The 18254-nt window shown below is 71.6% G+C and carries 17 protein-coding genes and 1 tRNA gene; 11 read left to right on the top strand and 7 right to left on the bottom strand.

What is annotated here, in order from left to right:
* Positions 1-101 precede the first annotated feature (101 nt).
* The 3 genes from sucB to DEO23_RS10590 form a co-directional block, all read right to left on the bottom strand.
* A complete protein-coding gene (sucB, locus tag DEO23_RS10580) occupies positions 102-2015 on the bottom strand; it encodes a 2-oxoglutarate dehydrogenase, E2 component, dihydrolipoamide succinyltransferase (RefSeq protein WP_109276009.1) in 1914 nt (637 codons plus the stop codon).
* Positions 2016-2038: 23 nt separating this feature from the next.
* Positions 2039-3442, bottom strand: a complete 1404-nt coding sequence (lpdA, locus tag DEO23_RS10585; RefSeq protein ID WP_109276010.1) for a dihydrolipoyl dehydrogenase — start codon at positions 3440-3442, stop codon at positions 2039-2041.
* Positions 3443-3575: 133 nt separating this feature from the next.
* Entirely contained in the window at positions 3576-5030 is a 1455-nt protein-coding gene (locus tag DEO23_RS10590) for a leucyl aminopeptidase (RefSeq protein WP_109276011.1), read from the bottom strand.
* A 106-nt stretch (positions 5031-5136) separates the two neighbouring features.
* On the opposite strand from DEO23_RS10590, the gene DEO23_RS10595 reads away from it, so the two are divergent.
* The 9 genes from DEO23_RS10595 (at position 5137) to DEO23_RS10635 (ending at position 15311) form a co-directional block, all read left to right on the top strand.
* On the top strand, positions 5137-5499 hold the full coding sequence (locus DEO23_RS10595) for a hypothetical protein (protein ID WP_109276012.1): 363 nt from the start codon (positions 5137-5139) through the stop codon (positions 5497-5499).
* Complete coding sequence (locus tag DEO23_RS10600; protein WP_240613356.1) at positions 5496-6038, top strand: hypothetical protein; 543 nt, start codon at positions 5496-5498, stop codon at positions 6036-6038. The genes DEO23_RS10595 and DEO23_RS10600 overlap by 4 nt, the downstream gene beginning before the upstream one ends.
* The gene (locus tag DEO23_RS10605; RefSeq protein WP_109276014.1) at positions 6035-7135 is read left to right on the top strand and encodes a quinone-dependent dihydroorotate dehydrogenase; all 1101 of its coding nucleotides are present in this window, start codon (positions 6035-6037) and stop codon (positions 7133-7135) included. The genes DEO23_RS10600 and DEO23_RS10605 overlap by 4 nt, the downstream gene beginning before the upstream one ends.
* Before the next feature lie 16 nt (positions 7136-7151).
* Positions 7152-8522, top strand: a complete 1371-nt coding sequence (locus DEO23_RS10610; protein WP_109276015.1) for a replication-associated recombination protein A — start codon at positions 7152-7154, stop codon at positions 8520-8522.
* 175 nt (positions 8523-8697) lie between these two features.
* Entirely contained in the window at positions 8698-9324 is a 627-nt protein-coding gene (gene rpsD, locus DEO23_RS10615; protein ID WP_109276016.1) for a 30S ribosomal protein S4, read from the top strand.
* A gap of 159 nt (positions 9325-9483) precedes the next feature.
* The gene (gene alaS, locus DEO23_RS10620) at positions 9484-12183 is read left to right on the top strand and encodes an alanine--tRNA ligase (RefSeq protein WP_109276017.1); all 2700 of its coding nucleotides are present in this window, start codon (positions 9484-9486) and stop codon (positions 12181-12183) included.
* Positions 12183-12725 (top strand): Holliday junction resolvase RuvX, encoded by a 543-nt coding sequence (ruvX, locus tag DEO23_RS10625; RefSeq protein ID WP_109276018.1) that lies wholly within the window; start codon positions 12183-12185, stop codon positions 12723-12725. Before alaS ends, ruvX begins: the two co-directional genes overlap by 1 nt.
* The gene (gene mltG, locus DEO23_RS16250; protein ID WP_205678949.1) at positions 12722-14449 is read left to right on the top strand and encodes an endolytic transglycosylase MltG; all 1728 of its coding nucleotides are present in this window, start codon (positions 12722-12724) and stop codon (positions 14447-14449) included. The genes ruvX and mltG overlap by 4 nt, the downstream gene beginning before the upstream one ends.
* 4 nt (positions 14450-14453) lie before the next feature.
* Positions 14454-15311 carry a shikimate dehydrogenase gene (locus DEO23_RS10635; protein ID WP_109276019.1) on the top strand — a complete coding sequence of 286 codons (858 nt, stop codon included), beginning with the start codon at positions 14454-14456 and terminating at the stop codon, positions 15309-15311.
* A gap of 139 nt (positions 15312-15450) precedes the next feature.
* Here the strand turns inward: DEO23_RS10635 and DEO23_RS10640 are convergent.
* Positions 15451-15536, bottom strand: a tRNA-Leu gene (locus DEO23_RS10640).
* A gap of 94 nt (positions 15537-15630) precedes the next feature.
* Entirely contained in the window at positions 15631-16140 is a 510-nt protein-coding gene (locus DEO23_RS10645) for a hypothetical protein (RefSeq protein ID WP_109276020.1), read from the bottom strand.
* Between the two features lie 173 nt (positions 16141-16313).
* On the opposite strand from DEO23_RS10645, the gene DEO23_RS10650 reads away from it, so the two are divergent.
* Positions 16314-16826 (top strand): tRNA (cytidine(34)-2'-O)-methyltransferase, encoded by a 513-nt coding sequence (locus DEO23_RS10650; RefSeq protein WP_109276021.1) that lies wholly within the window; start codon positions 16314-16316, stop codon positions 16824-16826.
* On the opposite strand, the gene DEO23_RS10655 is transcribed toward DEO23_RS10650, so the two are convergent.
* The gene (locus DEO23_RS10655) at positions 16823-17323 is read right to left on the bottom strand and encodes a prepilin peptidase (protein ID WP_109276022.1); all 501 of its coding nucleotides are present in this window, start codon (positions 17321-17323) and stop codon (positions 16823-16825) included. The genes DEO23_RS10650 and DEO23_RS10655 overlap by 4 nt on opposite strands.
* A 125-nt stretch (positions 17324-17448) precedes the next feature.
* A complete protein-coding gene (locus DEO23_RS10660; protein ID WP_420808025.1) occupies positions 17449-17733 on the bottom strand; it encodes a DUF5703 family protein in 285 nt (94 codons plus the stop codon).
* 105 nt (positions 17734-17838) lie between these two features.
* On the opposite strand from DEO23_RS10660, the gene DEO23_RS10665 reads away from it, so the two are divergent.
* Positions 17839-18165, top strand: coding sequence for a DNA primase (locus DEO23_RS10665; RefSeq protein WP_109276023.1), 327 nt, complete (start codon positions 17839-17841; stop codon positions 18163-18165).
* Positions 18166-18254: the final 89 nt, after the last annotated feature.

Below are 18254 nucleotides of genomic sequence, written 5' to 3' on the forward strand. Positions count from 1 at the left end.
CCGGACAGCGAAGAGCGTGGCGGCCCATGATCCCGGGGATCATGGGCCGCCACGCTCAGATGCGCGCTGCTCGGAAGGCCTCTCGGCCGCCGCTCAGAGCATCACAGGCCGAGCTCGGAGCCGAAGGCCCCTCCCTCCAGACGCTGCTTCATGAAGCTCAGGAACCGTGCGGCGTCCCCGCCGTCGACCAGGCGGTGGTCGTAGGAGAGGAACAGGTACATCATCGAGCGGACGGCGATGACCTCATCGCCCTCCTCCGTGGTGATCACGGCGGGCCGCTTGACGATGGTGCCGCATCCCAGGATGCCCACCTGCGGGTTCGGGACGATCGGGGTGTCGAACAGGGCACCGCCGGAGCCGGTGTTCGTGATCGTGAACGTCGCACCCTGGAGGTCGTCCGGGCCGAGCTTGTTGTCCTTGGCCTTCTTGCCGAGATCGCCGATCTGACGGGCCAGGCCCGCGAGGTTCAGGTCGCCGGCGTTCTTGATCACCGGGACCACGAGCCCGCGATCGGTGTCCGCAGCCATCCCGATGTTCTCGGAGCCGTGGTACTTGATCAGGTCGCCGTCGATCTCCGCGTTCAGCTTCGGGAACGTCTTCAGCGCCTCGACGGCCGCCTGCATGATGAACGGCAGGAAGGTCAGCTTGGCACCCTCGCGCTGGGCGAAGGAGTCCTTGGCCTGGCCGCGCAGCTTCGCGATGCGCGTCATGTCGACCTCGACGGCGGTGGTCAGCTGCGCCTGCGTCTGCAGGGACTCGACCATCCGGCTGGCCACGATCTTGCGCAGCCGCGACATCTTCTCCTCGGTGCCGCGCAGCGGGGAGACCTCGACCTTCGGGGCCTGCGCCGAGGCGCCGGCAGCAGGGGCCCCGGCGGGGGCGGAGGCCGCGGGAGCCTCTGCGGCCGACGACTTCGCGTCGATCGCCTTCTGCACGTCCTGCTTGCGGATGCGCCCACCCAGGCCGGAACCGGTGACGGTCGACAGGTCGACGCCCGCCTCCGACGCCATCTTCCGCACCAGCGGCGTCACGTAGCCCGACGCCTCGGCGCCGGAGACGGAATCAGCGGCCTTCGGCGCCGAACCCGAGGAGGCCGCAGGAGCGGCGGCGGACTCGGACGACGGGGCCGGAGCCTGCTCCGGTGCCTTCTCGGCCTGCTCCGGCTTCGACTCCGCCTTCGCGGGCGTGCTCTCGGCCGGCTTCTCCGAGGACCCGGACTTCTCCGAGGACTGGGCCGGCTTCTCCTCCGCCTTCTCCTCGCTCGCGGCAGCAGGCTTCTCCTGCGGGGAGTCGGAGGAGCCGGACGCAGCACCGGAGGCATCGCCGATCACGGCGATGACCGAGCCCACCTCGGCGTCCTCGTCCTCCTGGACGCGGACCTCGAGCAGGGTGCCGGCGACGGGGGAGGGGATCTCGGTGTCGACCTTGTCGGTCGAGACCTCGAGCAGCGGCTCGTCCTCCTCGACGGTGTCACCCACGGACTTCAGCCAGCGGGTGACCGTGCCCTCGGTGACGGACTCGCCGAGCGCGGGCATCTGCACATCGGTGCCGGAGGCGCCCCCGCCCGAACCGGAGCCGGCGTCGGAGGAGCCCTCGGCCGGCGCCTCGGACTGCTCGGACTTCTCGGAGGCCGGCTGCTCGTCGCTGCCCTGCTCGGTGGAGGGCGCCACGGTCTCGTCGGAGGCGAGGTCCTCGCCTCCGGAGGAGTCCTCGGCGGAGTCCTCGCTCGCCTCGGCGCTCGCGCCCGAGTCACCCGAATCCGAGCTCTCGGAGCCCGACCCGTCGCCGATCACGACGAGGTCCGCGCCGACATCGGCGTCCTCGTCCTCGTCGACCAGGATCTTCTCGATGGTTCCCGCGACGGGCGAGGGGACCTCGGTGTCGACCTTGTCGGTGGAGACCTCGAGCAGCGGCTCGTCGACCTCGACGGTGTCGCCCACGGACTTCAGCCAGCGGGTGACCGTGCCCTCGGTGACGGACTCGCCGAGTGCCGGCATCTTCACGGTTTCGGACATGTTCTTCTCCTCCTGGGGGCGACTCAGGCGTGGGCGTGCAGAGGCTTGCCGGCGAGCGCCAGATGCGCCTCACCCAGGGCCTCGTTCTGCGTGGGGTGGGCGTGGACGAGGGAGGCGACGTCCTCGGGGTAGGCCTCCCAGTTGACGATGAGCTGCGCCTCACCGATCTGCTCGGACATGTTGGTGCCGATCATGTGGACGCCCACGACGGGGCCGTCCTTCTCGCGCACGAGCTTGACGAAGCCCGTGGTCGCCAGGATCTGCGACTTGCCGTTGCCACCGAGGCCGTACTCGTAGGACTCGACGCCGTCGTCGCCGAACTGCTCCTTGGCCTGCTTCTCGGTGAGGCCCACGGAGCCCACCTGGGGCTCGCAGTAGGTGACGCGCGGGATCCCGGACTCGAGGATCGGGGCGGGGTTCAGGCCGGCGATGCGCTCGGCCACGAAGATGCCCTGCTGGAAGCCGCGGTGGGCGAGCTGCAGGCCGGGCACGATGTCGCCCACGGCGTAGACGCCGGGGACGCTGGTCTCGAGGGTCTCGGTGTCCGCGAGCACGAAGCCGCGGTCCATCGTGATGCCCTGGTCCTCGTAGCCGAGGTCCTTCGTGTTCGGGCCGCGGCCCACGGCGACCAGCAGGTAGTCGCCCTCGTAGACGGTGCCGTCGGCCAGGGTGACCTTCACGCCGTTCTCGGTCTGCTCGCACTTCTCGAAGAAGATGCCGAGCGAGAAGGCGATGCCGCGCTTCTTGAAGGCGCGCTCGAGCGCCTTGGACAGCGACTCGTCCTCGTTGGCGATGAGGTGGGGCAGGCCCTCGACGATCGTGACCGACTCGGCGCCGAGCGACTTCCACACCGAGGCGAACTCGACGCCGATCACGCCGCCGCCCAGGATGATGGGGTTCTTCGGGATCTCGGGCAGCTGCAGGGCGGTCTCGGAGTCGAGCACGCGCCCGCCCAGCTCGAGCCCCGGGAGGGACTTCGAGAAGGAGCCGGAGGCCAGGACGACGTTCTCCCCGGTCAGGGTGCGGGTCCCGTTCTCGGTCTCGACGGTGACGGTCTTCGGGCCGCTCAGGCGGCCGAAGCCCTCGACGTACTCGACCTTGCGGCTCTTCACCAGGCCCTGCAGGCCCTTGTACAGGCGACCGATGACCTTGTCCTTGAAGCCGAGCATCTGCTCGACGTCCACGCCCTTGACGTCGATGTCCAGGCCGAAGGTGCTGCCTTCCTTGGCGTTGTCGGCGACCTCGCCGACGTGCAGGAGGGCCTTGGTGGGCACGCAGCCGCGGTGCAGACAGGTGCCGCCCAACTTGTCCTTCTCGACGAGGGCGACGCTCTTGCCGAGCTCCGCGCCGCGCAGCGCGGCCGCATAGCCGCCGCTGCCGCCTCCGAGGATGACGATGTCGAACTGGTCAGTGGGTGATTCCGTCACCGGTGAGCTCCCTCGGGTCGTCCGAACTGGCGCGGTCGATGGCGGCCACGCCGGATACCCCACCATGCTAGGCCACGTGGAGGCCCGGCGATGTCCGGAACCACGCGGCCGGCACGGTGGGGTCGAGCACGTCTCAGCGGGCGCGGGCCTCCAGGGCCGCCAGCACGGTGCGCACGCTCATGCCGGTCGCCCCCTTGCCCATGTATCCCTGGGGCGAGTCGGCGAAACCGGGCCCCGCGATGTCGAGGTGCGCCCACGGCGTCTCGCCCACGAACTCCCGCAGGAAGATCCCGGCCGTGAGCGCGCCGCCGGAGCGACCCGCTCCGATGTTGCGCAGATCCGCCACGCGGCCGTCGATCCCGGCGCGCAGCTCCTCGGGGAAGGGCAGCGGCCAGAACGGCTCGCCGGCCGCCTCCGCGGCCTCCAGCAGCTCGGCCCGGGCGTCGTCGGTCCCCATCACGGCGCCCGTGCGGTCGCCGAGTGCGACCACGGCCGCCCCGGTCAGGGTGGCCACGTCGATGACGAGGTCGGGCGACTCGGCGACGGCGTCCACGAGCGCGTCGGCCATCACCATGCGGCCCTCGGCGTCGGTGTTGAGCACCTCGACGGTGCGGCCGTCGCGCATCGTCACCACGTCACCGGGACGCTGCGCCCCGCCGCCGGGCATGTTCTCGGCGATCGCGAGGTAAGCGGTGACGGTGACCGGGAGCTCGAGACGGGCGGCGCCGACCACGGCGGCCAGCACGGTCGCCGCACCCGTCATGTCGGAGGTCATGTCGTCCATGCCGGGGCCGGGCTTGAGCGAGATGCCGCCGGTGTCGAAGGTGATGCCCTTGCCGACCAGGGCCACGTGGGAGCGGGCGTCGGACGGGGAGTAGCGCACCCGGACCAGCCGCGGCGGGCGGGCGGATCCCTTGCCGACGCCGACGATGCCGCCGTAGCCGCCCTCGGCGAGCTCCTTCTCGTCCAGCACGCTCACCTCGAGCGGGAGCCCGGAGGCGGCCTCCCGGGCGCGCGCCGCGAAGGACTCGGGGTACAGCAGGTTCGGGGGAGTGTTCACGAGGTCCCGGGTGATGTCGACGACCTCGGCGAGGGTCGCCGCGCGCTGGGCCGTGGCGGCGGCGTCGCCCTCGGCGATCAGCTGGATCCGCGCGAGAGCTGCGGTGCTCGCCGAGGCGTCGGACTTGTGGGAGGTGAAGGCGTAGGCCCCGAGGGCCGCGCCCTCGGCCGCGGCGGCGAGCTGCTCGGCATCGCCGCCCGGGAGCGCGACGGCCGCATCGCCCACGCCCACCAGCGAACGGGTGGCGGCACCGAAGGCACGACGCAGGGTGACGGCATCGGCCTGATCGAGGGACTCGACGCCCAGACCCGTCAGCAGAACGGAACCGGCGGCCACTCCCTCGGGAGCCGGCACACGGGTGAGCTCGTCACGGCTGCCGCGGACCCCGACGGCCGCGAGGGTGGCATCCAGCGCGGGCACGTCCGGCACGGACGGACCGGCGTCCCCCTCGCCCGTGAGCACGGGCAGGACCAGGACGTCGGCAGTGACGGAGGTGACGGCTGAGGAGGATGTGGTGATGGAGGCCATTCCTCTATCGTAGGGGGCGCTTCGCGGCCCTCCGACCGAGCCGGCCGCGGACCGTGATCCGCAGGTTCGTTGTGCGGTGCCGCCGGGCGCCGGGAGGGGAGCGCTCGTGGCGGTGCTCGCCGTTCTCGTCTACGTCGCCTCGGGGATCACGGCAGCGCTCGCCCTGCTCTACGTCGCCAAGCAGCTCGCCGCGGACCTGCTGCTGCTCGCCGGGCCCGCCCTGATCATGCTGCTGTGGCTGCTCGAGGGCCTCGTCATCGCCTGGAGCGATCTGAGCGCCGGCCCCGCACCCGATCGCATCACCCTGTACGGCTACCTGGCCACCGGCTTCGTGATGCCGCTCGGCGCCGCCTGGCTGGGCGCGACCGAGCGCAGCAGATGGGGGAGCGCCGGGATCGCGATCGCCGCGCTGACCCAGTTCGTCCTGCAGATGCGTCTGCCCCAGATCTGGCCCGGAGGCCCCCTATGAGCCCGACCGACACGCCCCCGCCTCGACCCGCGACGGGAGAGGGCGTCGCCCTCCCGTCGGCCACCACGACGCGAGGGGACGAGGAGCCCGGCGTGGATCCCACCGGGAGCGTGCACCGGCGCGAGCGTGGCTTCGCGACGCTGCTGATCGTCGTCTACGGGATCCTCGCCCTGGCCGCGACGGGCAGGGCCGCCTTCGAGCTCGCCACGAAGTTCACAGAGGCTCCGCTGCCCTACACGCTCTCCGTGCTCTCGGCCGCGACCTACCTGCTGGTGACGATCCTCCTGGTGCGCCGCGGCGGGCGGTCGCGGGCAGCGCTCTGGGTGTGCGCGATCGAGCTGGCGGGCATCCTCGTGGTCGGCACGCTCTCCGCCCTCGTCCCGGGGATCTTCCCGGTCACGACCGTGTGGTCGCACTTCGGATCCGGCTACGGGTTCGTGCCGCTGGTCCTGCCGATCGTCGCGATCGTCTACCTGCTCGTCCACCGGCGCGCCGAGGTCCGCGAGGCCTCCGCCGCAGGAACTACGGTTGCCCCGTGAGCACGTCCAGACTCCTGCGCCCGTATGCACTGCTGTTCGACCATGTGCTGACGCGCACGGACCCCGAGTGGGCCCATCGCGCGACCGTCCAGGCCCTGCGCCTGGCGCAGTCGGTCCCGAGCGGCACGGCGGTCCTGCGCGCCCTGTTCCGGACGCCTGCGCCGCTCGGATCCGGCACCGCTCCCGTCCACGCCCTGGGTCTGGACCACCCCACGCCCTTCGGTCTGGCCGCGGGGTTCGACAAGGACGCCGAGGTGCCGCTGGCCCTGCTCGACCTCGGCTTCGGCCACGTCGAGGTCGGGACCGTGACGGCGAAGCCGCAGCCCGGAAATCCCCGTCCCCGTTCCTTCCGGCTGCTCGCGGACAGGGCGCTGGTGAACCGGATGGGCTTCAACAACCACGGGGCGGCCGCGGCCGCCAAGCGTCTGAGCTCGGTGCGTCGCACCGAGCGGGGCCAGCGCGCGGTCATCGGCGTGAACATCGGCAAGACCAAGGCGACGCTCCTGCCCGACGCCGCGGAGGACTACCGCTTCAGCGCGCGCACGCTCGCCCCCTACGCCTCCTACCTCGCGATCAACGTCTCCAGTCCCAACACGCCGGGGCTGCGGGACCTGCAGGCGACCGACGCGCTCCGCCCGATCCTCACCGCCGTCCTCGAGGAGGCTCGCTCGGTCGGCTCGCGGCTCGGCAGGAGCATCCCCGTCCTGGTGAAGATCGCCCCCGATCTGCACGACGACGACGTGCGCGCGGTCGCCTCCCTGGCGCGGGACCTCGGCCTCGACGGCGTGATCGCGACGAACACGACCATCGATCGCCCGCGCGACCTGCGCACGGCTCGGCATCGCATCGAGAGGATCGGCGCGGGCGGCCTCTCGGGCCCGATGCTCGCCGCCCGCTCCCGGGAGATCCTGCGGATCCTGCGGGAGACCCTGCCGGCCGAGATGACGATCATCAGCTGCGGCGGCATCGTCACCGCCGCGGACGTCCGTGAGCGACTCGAGGCCGGCGCGGACCTCGTCCAGGGGTACACCTCACTCATCTACGAGGGTCCGTCCTGGCCCGGCCGGATCGCCCGCGGTCTGGCCCGTCGGTCCTGACGCCTACGCTGGAGCGATGGAGGAGGACCTGTTCAGCCTCTCGGGGGATGCGCCCGCGCCGCGCACCCTGAGCGAGGGCAACCGCGACCATCGGGCACCGCTGGCCGTCCGCATGCGACCGCGGACCCTCGAGGAGGTCGTCGGCCAGCACAAGGTGCTCGATCCGGGCAGCCCGCTGCGCCGCCTGGTCGCGGCCGACGACGCCCGCACCGCTCCCGCCTCGGTGATCCTGTGGGGTCCGCCGGGCACCGGGAAGACCACCCTCGCCTATGTCGTGGCGACCTCCGGGGACCGCGAGTTCGTCGAGGTCAGCGCCGTGCAGGCGGGCGTCAAGGAGCTGCGCGACGTGGTCGACCGCGCCCGTTCGCGCCTGCGCACCACGGGCAAGGAGACCGTGCTCTTCGTCGACGAGGTGCACCGCTTCTCGAAGTCCCAGCAGGACGCCCTGCTGCCCAGCGTCGAGAACCGCTGGGTCACCCTGATCGCCGCCACCACCGAGAACCCCTTCTTCTCGGTGATCTCCCCGCTGCTCTCGCGCTCGATCGTGCTCACTCTCGAGTCCCTCGAGCAGTCCGATCTCGAGCAGCTGATCGAGAGGGCGCTCACGGACGAGCGCGGACTGGGCGGCACCATCACGCTCACCGACGACGCCCGCGCCGCCCTGCTCCGACTGGGCGGCGGGGACGCCCGCAAGATCCTGACCTCGCTCGAGGCCGCCGCGGGAGCGGCGCTGATGAAGGGCGAGGAGGTCGTCGACGCCGACACCCTCGCCCAGGCCGTGGACCGCGCGGCCCTGCGCTACGACCGCGCCGGCGACCAGCACTACGACGTCACCAGCGCCTTCATCAAGTCCATGCGCGGCTCGGATCCCGATGCGGCCCTGCACTACCTGGCTCGGATGATCGAGGCGGGGGAGGACCCGCGGTTCATCGCCCGCCGGGTCGTGATCGCCGCGAGCGAGGAGGTCGGGATGGCCGATCCGCAGGCGCTCCAGGTCGCTGTCGCCGCGATGCAGGCGGTGCAGATGCTCGGGATGCCCGAGGGTCGGATCCCACTGGCCCAGGCCGTCGTGCACATCGCCACCGCGCCCAAGTCCAACCGCTCCCATCGTGCCCTGGACGCCGCCATCGCCGATGTCCGCTCGGGTCGCGGTGCCGGGGTCCCGGCGCACCTGCGTGACGCCCACTACGCCGGAGCGACCTCGATCGGTCACGGCGAGGGATACCGGTACGCGCACGACGAGCCCCACGGGGTCGCCGCCCAGCAGTACCTGCCCGACGACCTCGCCGAGGACGGCACCGTCTACTACGAGCCGACCACCCGGGGTGCCGAGGCCGCGATCGCCCGCAGCCTCCCGGAGCTGCGCCGCATCGTCCGGGGTTCCTGAGCTCGTCGCCGGCGGGATCGTGGGACCCGGCCCCGTCGCCGTGACCGACTCCACAGCCCTGCGGGCGTGACATCGGCGCAGGTGAGTTGAGGGGGATCGAGCACCCCGATAGAGTGGGCCGCTGAATCCGCGGCTGCCTTACTGGATTCACACCACGCGAACAGAGGTATTCCTCGTGACCAACGTCACCCGCGCGCGTCGCCAGGCGCGCCTGTCCCGAGCCCTCGGGCTCCCGCTCACCCCGAAGTCGGTCAAGTACTTCGAGAAGCGTCCCTACCCTCCGGGCGAGCACGGCCGTGCTCGCCGCCGCACCGAGTCCGACTACGCGGTGCGTCTGAAGGAGAAGCAGCGTCTGCGTGCGCAGTACGCCCTGCGCGAGAAGCAGCTCCACCGCATCTACCTGGATGCGCGCAAGGAGGCCGGCCTGACCGGCGAGAGCATGGTCGAGCTACTGGAGATGCGTCTGGACTCGCTGATCCTGCGCTCGGGCTTCGCCCGCACCATCCTGCAGGCCCGTCAGGCCGTGAGCCACCGCCACATCATGGTCGACGGCAAGATCGTGGATCGCCCCTCCTACCGCGTGAAGGTCGGGCAGACCCTCCAGGTCAAGCCGCGCTCCCAGGCCTCCGAGTTCTTCCAGATCGCCGCAGAGGGGGGCAACAGCGACGTCCTCGCCGCCACGCCCTCCTACCTGTCGGTCGAGCTGGATCAGCTCAAGTCGAAGTTGGTCTCGCGTCCCAAGCGCTCCGAGGTCCCCGTGACCTGCGAGGTCCAGCTGGTCGTCGAGTACTACGCTCGCTGACCCCTCGCGACGAACACCCGCGCGGCCGGTGAGCCGCGCGGGACGTGCCCCGGCAGGTGTGCTCCACGTACCCTGACCGGGGCTTCGTCGTCCGCGCCCCGCTTCCTCCACGCCCATCCCGTCCCTCGTCCGGACGGCCCAGGAAGGACCCCGCCCCCCATGCGCACCTCCGAGATCCATCGTCGCTGGCTCGATTTCTTCGCGAAGAAGCAGCACGAGGTCGTGCCCAGCGCCTCGCTGGTCTCCTCCGACCCCTCGATCCTGTTCACGATCGCCGGGATGGTCCCCTTCATCCCCTACATCGTGGGCACCGAGAAGGCGCCCTACGACCGGGCGGTGAGCGTGCAGAAGTGCATCCGCACCAATGACATCGAGAACGTCGGGCGCACCACCCGCCACGGCACCTTCTTCCAGATGGCCGGGAACTTCTCCTTCGGCGACTACTTCAAGAAGGGCGCGATCGACTTCTCCTGGGAGCTGCTGACGAGCTCCCAGGACGAGGGCGGGTACGGGCTGGATCCCGAGCGGCTGTGGATCACGCTGTGGGAGGAGGACTCCGAGTCCTACCAGCACCTCGTGCAGACCGTCGGCTTCCCGGAGTCCCGGATCGTCCTGCTGCCGTGGGAGGAGAGCTGCTGGGACACCGGCCAGCCCGGCCCTGCCGGATCGACCGGGGAGTGGCACTACGACCGCGGCCCCGAGTTCGGCCCCGAGGCCCCGAGCGGGCGCCAGGCCGAGTGGCCCGGCTCCCCGGAGGCGGAGGACCGCTACATCGAGATCTGGAACCTCGTGTTCGACCAGTTCCTGCGCGGCGAAGGCAAGGGCAAGGACTACCCGCTGCTGGGCGAGCTCGACCAGAAGGCGATCGACACCGGCCTCGGCGTCGAACGACTCGCCTACATCCTGCAGGGCAGGAACAACCTCTACGAGATCGACCAGGTCTTCCCCGTCATCGAGGCGGCGCAGGAGCTCACCGGTCGCGTCTACGGGGCCGACGCCGAGGACGACGTGCGGATGCGCGTGGTCGCCGACCACGTGCGCAGCGCTCTGATGCTGGTCGCCGACGGTGTGCGCCCCGGTAACGAGGGACGCGGCTACGTCCTGCGCCGCCTGATCCGTCGCGCGGTCCGCTCCATGCGACTGCTCGGCTACGACGAGCCGTCGATGCCCTCGCTGCTGCCGGTCTCGCACGGTCTGATGAAGGAGTCCTACCCGGAGCTGGGTCCGGACTTCTCGCGGATCAGCGACATCGTGTACGCCGAGGAGGAGGCGTTCCGCCGCACCCTGCAGGCCGGCACGGCGAGATTCGAGCAGGTCGTCGGCGGCGTCCGGGACGCGGGTGCCCGCAGCGTGCCCGGCGAGGAGGCGTTCCGCCTGCACGACACCTACGGCTTCCCGATCGACCTGACGCTCGAGATGGCCCAGGAGGTCGGGCTGAGCGTCGACGAGGAGGGCTTCCGCGCGGCCATGTCGGAGCAGCGCGAGCGCGCCCGCGCCGATGCCGCGGCGAAGAAGACCGGTCACACGGACACCGCCCTGTACAACCGTCTGCTGGGCGAGCGCGGCGAGGCCGTCCCGTTCCTCGGCTACACCGAGTCCACCGTCGCCACCTCCGTCGAGTCCGTCCTGGTCGACGGTGCGCTGGTCGACGACGTCCAGGCCCCCGCGAGCGTCGAGGTGGTCCTCTCCTCCACCCCGTTCTACGCCGAGATGGGCGGTCAGCTCGCCGATCAGGGCCAGATCTCGCTGGCGGGCGGCGGCATCATCGAGGTGGACGACGTCCAGGCGCCGGTGAAGGGCCTCCCGGTGCACCGCGGCCGGCTCGTCGAGGGAGGAGCGCACCCGGGGGAGAGCGCGGTCGCCTCGATCGACACCGAGCGTCGCGGTGCGATCGCCCGGGCCCACACCGCGACCCACATGGTGCACCAGGCACTGCGCGAGGAGCTCGGCGACGGCGCGACCCAGGCGGGCTCGGAGAACTCGCCCGGACGGATGCGCTTCGACTTCCGCTTCGGTCAGGCCGTCCCGCGGTCGAGCCTGGGTGAGATCGAGGGACGCGTGAACACCCTCCTGCAGCAGGAGCTCGCCGTCACCGACGCCCAGATGCCCATCGACGAGGCCAAGGCCCTGGGTGCGCAGGCACTGTTCGGCGAGAAGTACGGCGACATCGTGCGCGTGGTCTCGATCGGCGGGGACTGGTCCCGCGAGCTGTGCGGCGGCACCCACGTGCCCTTCACCGGCGCGCTCGGCTCGGTGCAGCTGGTCGGGGAGTCCTCGATCGGTTCGGGGGTGCGCCGCGTGGACGCCCTCGTCGGGCTCAACGCCTATCGGCACCAGGCCAAGGAGAGGGCGCTGGTCTCGCAGCTCTCCGAGATCATGAACGTCGGGGCCGACGACCTGCCCGAGCGCGTGCGCGCGCTCACCCAGCGCGTCCGCGACGCCGAGAAGCAGCTCGCGACGATGCGCGGCGCGCAGCTGCAGGCCGAGGCGGGCCGTCTGGTCGAGAGCACCCGCACGATCGGCGGGGTGCGCGCTCTCCTGCACGATGCCGGGGACGGCGTGGCGGCGGGGGATCTGCGCACTCTCGCGCAGGACCTGCGCTCTCGCCTGGGCGAGGACTCTCCCGCGGTCGTGGCCGTGACCGGGTCCGAGAGCGGCCGGGCGGCCCTGGTGGTCGCCACCAACGCCGCCGCGCGCACGGAGGGGCAGCGCGCCGGCGTCCTGCTGAAGGACGCCGCCCAGGCGATGGGCGGGCGTGGCGGCGGGAAGGACGACATGGCGCAGGGAGGCGGCGGCGATCCCGCGCTGGCCTCCGCGGCGCTGTCGACGATCGCCGCCGCCCTCGGCGACGATTCCTGATGCCGCCGACCGGGCTGGGACCGGGAGCCGACGCGGACGGCGCGACACAGCCGCCTGCGCGTTTCGTCCGTCTCGGCGTCGACGTCGGCGACGTGCGGGTGGGCCTCGCGCGCAGCGATCTGGACGGGCTGCTCGCCACACCGGTCGAGACGCTGCCGCGGGAGGAGGCGGTCGCCGCCGTCGTGTCGTCGGCCCGGGAGCTGGAGGCGCGTGCCATCATGGTCGGGCTTCCGCGCTCCCTGAGCGGTCAGGAGGGACCTGCCGCGGCGAAGGCACGCGCCTTCGCCACGGACCTGCAGGCGGCCCTGCTCTCGCAGGACGTCGAGGCCGAGATCCGCTTCGTCGACGAGCGGCTGACGACCGTCACGGCCCATCAGGCTCTCCATCGTTCGGGCCGGAAGGGCCGCCGCCACCGCACGGTCGTCGACCAGGTGGCCGCGGTGATGATCCTGCAGCAGGCGCTGGATCTCGAGCGCAGCACGGGCCGTGCGCCCGGCGAACTGCTCGAGGCGGACACCGACGTCGAGGGAGATGACGCATGAGCGAGGGCGAGTCGGAGGACAGCACGCGAGCCCATCCCTCTCCGCACGTGCGACGGCCCCGGACCCACGGCCGCCGCGCCCGACGCGACGAGGACGGCTCCGCCCAGCAGTCGATCGACAGACCCGAGCAGGGCGAGGAGGCCCAGCCCGCCGCGGCCGGGAGCCGACGGGCCTCGCTCGAGCGGGACCCGGAGCACCAGCGGGCGCTCGAGGAGGCCCGCCGCTCCTTGAGGGCGCTGCGCGAGGACGCCGACGAGGACACAGCGTCCACGCCCGAACGAGCCGCCGGCATCGCCGCCGCGGCCCCGTCGGAACGGCACGAGGAGACTGAGGAACCGTCCGAGCAGGACGGGCGCCAAGGTCACGATGACGACCCTCGCGCCACCGTCGCCGCCACCGCCACCGCCACCGCCACCGACGAGCGTCGGCCCGTCGGCGACGTCGAGCACAACGAGCACAACGAGCACAACGAGCACGGCGACCACGAGGACGGCGCGGAGCAGCACGACGAGTACCACCACGAGGACTTCGACGACGCGGACGATGACCGTCACGACGTCGCGGAGGACGACGAACGCGACGAGTACGAGGACGACGAGGACGACCGCCACCCCCTGGCGGGCGCGGGCCTCGAGCCGGAGCGCCGGAGGCGGTCCCCGCTGCACGTGCTGCCGATCCTGCTGGTGCTGATCGTCGTCGGCGCCCTCGGCGTCGGCGCCGTCTACGGCTACTCCTGGCTGAGCGGCCACGTGAGCATCGGGCAGGCGAAGGAGGAGGACTACACGGGCTCGGGCAGCGACAAGGAGACCGTCGTCGAGGTCTCCGAGGGCGATTCCGGCTCGGACATCGCCGCGACGCTCGTCGACCACGACGTCATCAAGTCCTCCCCACCCTTCGTGCGGCTGTTCGGCTCGACCCAGGAGGCCAGTCAGATCCAGCCCGGCTCCTACCGCCTGAACACGAAGATGTCCTCGTCCTCCGCTCTCGACGCGCTGATGGATCCCTCGAGTCTCACGGGTGCCCGCGTGACGATCCCGGAGGGCATGCGGATGAAGGAGATCTTCGAGCGCATGTCGAAGTCCACCGGGATCCCGGTGAAGGACTTCGAGAAGGCCGCCTCCCACTACACCGACTACGGCATCCCGAAGAACGCGGCGAACAGCCCCGAGGGATACCTGTGGCCGGGCCGCTACGACATCCCGGAGGATGCGACGGCCGGCGACGTGCTGACGATGATGTGGGAGCGGATGGACGGCCAGCTCGACGAGCTCGGCGTGAAGGACCAGGACCGGGTCAAGGTCCTCACCCTGGCCTCGATCACGGAGAAGGAGGTCAGCGACCCGCACGACTACGGCATGGCCGTGCGCACCATGGAGAACCGTCTGGAGGGCGCAGGCGACGCCCACGGCGGGTCCATGAAGCTCCAGCTGGACTCGACGGTCAGCTACGTCTCGGACAGCGACTCGGTCTCCACGACGCACGAGCAGCGCGCGAAGGACAGCCCGTACAACACCTACCTCCACGAGGGTCTTCCGATCGGGCCGATCTCCAACCCCGGCCGCGAGACCCTCGAGGCCGCCGTGCATCCACCCAAGGGCGAGTGGCTGTACTGGGTCACGGTCGACACCAAGACCGGGGAGACGAAGTTCGCCGACACCTACTCCGAGCACGAGAAGTATGTCCAGGAGTGGAAGGACCGTTCGGCACAGAAGACGGACGGCTGAGGTCATGCGTCGCTTCGCCGTGGTGGGCTCGCCGATCGCCCACTCCCTCTCCCCGGTGTTGCACACCGCCGCGTACCGCAGCCTCGGCGTCACCGACGCCGACTACGAGCGCTTCGACGTGCCCGCGGGGACGCTCGGCGCCTTCCTGCGGGACGGCGAGGGGACACGCCTCCAAGGCCTGAGCGTGACCATGCCCGACAAGGTCGAGGCGCACGACCTCGCCGACGAGCACGATGCGACGTCCCGCGAGCTGGGCATCGCCAACACGCTCCTGCGCACCGGCGAGGACAGCTGGCGGGCCGAGAACCACGACGTCCACGGGATCACGGCCGCCCTCCGCGACCATCTGCCGGGCTCCACGCCAGGGCGGGCGACGGATCCCACCGTCGCCGGAATCCTGGGATCGGGGGCGACCGCCCTCTCGGCCGTCGCCGCGGCCGCCGAGCTCGGAGTGCGCCGGGTGCTGCTGAGTGCCCGCAGCCCCGGGAAGCTCGCCCCGCTCCGCCAGCTCGCCGAACACCGGGGCATCGCCATCACCGAGATCCCCTGGTCGGGCAGCGAGCAGGTCCTCGAGGCCGACGTCGTCATCAGCGCCCTCGCGATCGAGGGCGCGCATGCCCTCGCGGAGTCCTGGTCCGAGCGCTCGCTGCCCCCGATGCCGCTGGTCCTGCTCGATGCCCTCTACGATCCCTGGCCCGCGCCGCTCTCGGCGCTCGTCGGCGCACACGGGGGAGAGGTCGCGAGCGGGCTGGAGATGCTGATCCACCAGGCCGACCTGCAGCTGCGTTCGATGCTCGGGATCGAGGCAGCGCCGCTCGACGCCATGCGGGACGCGGCACTCGAGGCCCTGGGGAGCCGCTGAATCTCCCACGGCGCCGTCCTGGGGACGGTGACGTGGTGCCGTCGGGGAGCCGGAGCGTGCCGGGGCTCGGCCCGGGTGCAGCAGCGGGCGTGAACCAGAAGGCCCCCGATCCGCTGAGCGGATCGGGGGCCTTCGTCGGTGTCCGAGGGGGGACTTGAACCCCCACGACCTAATACGGTCACTAGCACCTCAAGCTAGCGCGTCTACCAATTCCGCCACCCGGACGAGGTGGTCGCGCTGTTGCGACATGGCGACTCTAGCACGCACAAAGCACGGCTCCACCACCGAGAACGCTCCCCACGGTCGATCGTGAACAGAGTCACGCGCGGACGATCGGCGGGGTGGGCCGCAGCAGGGAGAGAGCGAGATCCACGTCCTGCAGCGCTTCGTGCACGGGGAGGGGCGCCGGGTGCTCGGCGAGCTGGTGGCGGAGGTCCTCGAGGGCGGCGACGGCGAGCGTCGGCAGGTGGCCCTCGGCGAGATGATCCAGCGGAGCCTCCAGGGCGAACAGCGAGGCGATCACCTCCCGCAGCTCCGCGAGGGAGTGGGCGCCCGGGGTGGAGATCACGTCGACCCGGGCACGAGCGGACAGCGCCGCACAACGGCGCAGCAGGTCCTCGACCGGATCCGGACGTCGGCGGGTGACGGCGCCCGGCTCGGCGGCGGGAACGGCCGCTGCGGCCGACGGGGCGACGAGCGCGGGCGATGAGGGCAGGGGAGGGGAGGTCGCGGCGCCCGGTTCCGACATCTCGATCGTCGGCGGGGCAGGATCGAGCGGCTGCTCGACGGGTGTGAGCGACTCCTCGTGGGTCGTCGCGCTCGCGGACATCTCCACCTCCCTGTGGACTTTCGGACGCCGGGCCCGGATCCCCGCGGAGAGGGACGGCGGTCGCCGCAGCATCGCGAACAGCTCCGTACTTTACCCACCCTTTACTGGGAAGTCCATGGACGTGAGGACCCCTCCGCGCGCCATCTGCAGGTCCGGGGTGAAAAGATCGGTCCATGGTCCATGTCTTCTTCCACGAGCCCAGGATCGCCGGGAACACCGGCAGCGCGATCCGGCTCTCCGCCGTCACCGGCGCCCCGCTCCACCTCGTCGAGCCGCTGGGCTTCGATCTCGAGGACTCCAAGCTGCGGAGAGCCGGCCTGGACTATCACGACCTCGCGACCACCACGGTCCATCCGGACCTCGAGCATGCACTGAGCGCCCTGCCGCACTCGCGGGTCTTCGCCTTCACTGCGCACACCGACGACTCCTTCGCCGACGTCGAGTACCAGGAGGACGACATCCTCCTGTTCGGCGCCGAGCCGACCGGGCTGCCCGAGGACGTGCTCGCGCATCCGCGGATCACCTCACGGGTGCGCATCCCGATGCTGCCCGCCCGGCGTTCGCTGAACCTGGCGTCTGCGGCGTCGATCGCGGTGTACGAGGCGTGGCGGCAGGCCGGCTACCCCGGCGCCGGCGCCTCCCCCGCGCAGCAGCCGCGCACGGACGAGGGATCCGAGGGCCGCTAGGTCCCCAGGGCAGCACGCACCGCATCGGCACCCAGCAGGCCCAGGAACGGGCCGGCCAGCAGCAGGGGACCGAAGGCGAAGCGGGTGCCGGCCGAACGGGTCGCTGCCATCACCACGATCCCCACGAGCCCACCGAGGACGGCGGTCGCGAGCGCCCCGGCGATCAGCACCTCCGGCCCCATCGCCGCGCTCATCAGCACCACGGCCGGGGCGGTCTTCGCATCGCCCATCCCGATCAGGCGCGGCGCGACGAGAGCGACGGCGACGCCCAGCGCGGCCACCACGACCGCGATCACGGCAGCAGCACCGATCAGGGGGCGCAGCTCCACCTGCAGCGCCGCCAGCAGAGCGAGCGCCGCCGCCAGCAGCAGCGTGAGCGAGGCGACCCAGCGGTTGGGCAGCCGGTGCTCGGCACCGTCGATCGCACTGAGGACGACGGCATGGGGGAGGTAGACCGCGAGCAGAGGCAGGAGCAGCAGGGCGGGGACGTGGCTCACGCGAGCATTCCAGCAGAGTCCGCCGTGGCGCGCAGCGATCCTCGCCAGTCTGTGGACGAGCCCGCGGTGGGGAGGGCCTGGTGCGTGCCGGAACCGCCCGAGCGGACCGTCCGGCGCGCGCCGGCTCAGCGCGGCAGGCTCGAGCGCACCCGGATGATCCGTCGACGCATCCACACGCGTCTCTCGCCTCCCATGTACAGCCGCGTGCGCACGAGGTCCCAGCGCCCGTACTCGGACTCGGCCGCGAGCGCGCTGCGCACGCTCCCCAACGAGGTGCCACGCGGCACGGCGAGGACCTGGAACTCGTAGTCCTCCGGCGTGCGGCCACGCTCCACGGGCAGGTCGCCCCGTGTACGCGCGGCGGGGAGCGGCAGTCGGCGGAACGGCGGGGGTCCCTGCGGCCTGGGCACGGGGGCACACCTCCTGAGCAGCGAGAGGGAGGTCCGAGCACGGAATGACCCGAGCCCGGGATCGAGGTCTGTCCATTGTGCCCATCGACGCGGTACCGTCCAACCATGAACACGGATCCGCGTTCGGCCCTCGCCGCACTCATCGCAGCTCTGGAACGGCACTACGAGGCCGCCGCCTCCTCGCGCGGCGACGACGACCCCGCCCTCGAGGCGGCCACGGAGGGCCTGACCACGGCCTTCGACGCATACGACGACGCCCTGTTCGACGCCTACGACATCGCCACGCCCCTGATCGTCTTCGACGGCGAGGACGATGACGACGACTTCGACGACGATGACGACGACTACGACGACCTCGACGTCGAGGGCGACGACGACGGATTCGAGGACGAGGACACCGACGAGGACGAGGCGGACTTCCCCACCCGCTGACGGATCCGCCACCGAGGCCCTGATCAGAGCCTCACACCCGAGATCTTCGCCTCGAGCACCTGCGCGGCGCCCGCCACAGCGGCGGGCGC

It is taken from the genome of Brachybacterium endophyticum (assembly GCF_003130585.1).
Classification (GTDB): Bacteria; Actinomycetota; Actinomycetes; order Actinomycetales; family Dermabacteraceae; genus Brachybacterium; species Brachybacterium endophyticum.

What these genes read in the sequence shown, in the direction of transcription:
- sucB (WP_109276009.1), bottom strand. Translation starts at nt 2,015, where the DNA reads ATGTCCGAAACCGTGAAGATGCCGGCACTCGGCGAGTCCGTCACCGAG.
- DEO23_RS10590 (WP_109276011.1), bottom strand. Translation starts at nt 5,030, where the DNA reads ATGGCCTCCATCACCACATCCTCCTCAGCCGTCACCTCCGTCACTGCC.
- DEO23_RS10600 (WP_240613356.1), top strand. Translation starts at nt 5,496, where the DNA reads ATGAGCCCGACCGACACGCCCCCGCCTCGACCCGCGACGGGAGAGGGC.
- DEO23_RS10610 (WP_109276015.1), top strand. Translation starts at nt 7,152, where the DNA reads ATGGAGGAGGACCTGTTCAGCCTCTCGGGGGATGCGCCCGCGCCGCGC.
- alaS (WP_109276017.1), top strand. Translation starts at nt 9,484, where the DNA reads ATGCGCACCTCCGAGATCCATCGTCGCTGGCTCGATTTCTTCGCGAAG.
- ruvX (WP_109276018.1), top strand. Translation starts at nt 12,183, where the DNA reads ATGCCGCCGACCGGGCTGGGACCGGGAGCCGACGCGGACGGCGCGACA.
- mltG (WP_205678949.1), top strand. Translation starts at nt 12,722, where the DNA reads ATGAGCGAGGGCGAGTCGGAGGACAGCACGCGAGCCCATCCCTCTCCG.
- DEO23_RS10635 (WP_109276019.1), top strand. Translation starts at nt 14,454, where the DNA reads ATGCGTCGCTTCGCCGTGGTGGGCTCGCCGATCGCCCACTCCCTCTCC.
- DEO23_RS10645 (WP_109276020.1), bottom strand. Translation starts at nt 16,140, where the DNA reads ATGTCCGCGAGCGCGACGACCCACGAGGAGTCGCTCACACCCGTCGAG.
- DEO23_RS10650 (WP_109276021.1), top strand. Translation starts at nt 16,314, where the DNA reads ATGGTCCATGTCTTCTTCCACGAGCCCAGGATCGCCGGGAACACCGGC.
- DEO23_RS10665 (WP_109276023.1), top strand. Translation starts at nt 17,839, where the DNA reads ATGAACACGGATCCGCGTTCGGCCCTCGCCGCACTCATCGCAGCTCTG.